Here is a 1,224-nt window from a genome sequence, read left to right on the forward strand (position 1 = left end):
TCATCATACCACTGACCGTGTTCCTGTCCGTTTTGGGCCTGTCCCAGCCTCCGAAACCGGAGGATTCCGGCAACGGCAAAGGAACGACGGCTTCCATCCTCATCATTGCTTGCGTGGCTGGGATTTTCCTCGGCGCGGCTGTTGCGCCCGCACGGGCAGCGGAGGTCGTAGTCGGGTTTCGAACCGACATTCCGCCCTTTTCCTATACGCCGCCGCTCCGCCAGGAGATCGAGAAAAAGCCGTATCTCGGATACTTGGCTGAGCTATGCTACGAAATCTTCGCCGACAGCCAATACCAATTGCTTGCCGTTCCTGTGAATGGGAATAACCGGTTCGCCGCACTCAAGGGGCCACTACCAGAGGTGGGCGGCAAACGGGTAGACGTCCTATGTGATGCCGTTACGATACGGCTCGACGATAGCGAACGTATGGAGGCCGGCACGTTTTCTCCGATCGTATTCGTCTCGGGCGTCTCTTATCTAAGGCGATCGGTTCGAACATTCAGGGACGTTGAGCTTGGATATCTGAGCAATTCGACAGCCGCGCGCKTCGCCAAAGAGGCATGCGCCATAGACGCGCTGCGCCTGGGGTCGTCCGGCAAGATGCCAGCGTGCTTCACGCCAGGAACATCGGATTGCCTTCTCGAACGAACCGCCGATCGCGAGGTAAAGGAGCCAACAAAATCACTAAGTGAGCGTGCCTCAACGGTACCGTCCTATATACTCTGTCCGAAGAGCGATCATGATCAGCTGATCGCGTGGTTTTGTAGCGACACAGCCAGAGACAAGGCCTATTTTGGCGATCGCGAAATCATCCTGGGAAAGCTTGCGGCGTGGAGGGCAACGGGCCATGCCTGCGGCGACGTTCGCGACCCTGGGCAATCCTTTACATACGAACCCTATGCGTTGCTCATCTCCAAAACGGCCCCTCCCGAGCTCTTCTCGTTTGTGCAGCGCCGCGTCTACGAGCTGTTTTCGCACCGCGCAGGCGCGGAGGCGCTGTTTCAAAAATGGTTTCCTGGGCAAACCATGTCGGAACCTCTCGCATGGCTCTTCAGCCTTAACGGGGTGATGGAAGAGGACCAGCTCCTGCGCGGAGAAAAGCGGTTTCTGACTATTGCCCCGCACAAATACCCAAATTACGGTTTACCGCATTAGGAGCGTCGGCCAGCTTCATCGAAGGTTGCCGCCGACTTCAAGGACCGAGCTTCGGTGAAGCTTTGCC

General features: G+C 57.3%; 1 protein-coding gene. It reads left to right on the top strand.

The genetic code is table 11. From position 1 onward, the window contains the following. Window positions 1-1,157: type 2 periplasmic-binding domain-containing protein (locus tag AC1D35_RS36275; RefSeq protein WP_477942856.1), on the top strand; the 1,157-nt coding region annotated here is incomplete at its 5' end. Window positions 1,158-1,224 lie beyond the last annotated feature (67 nt).

The organism is Rhizobium sp. P1_E6 (assembly GCF_056405875.1).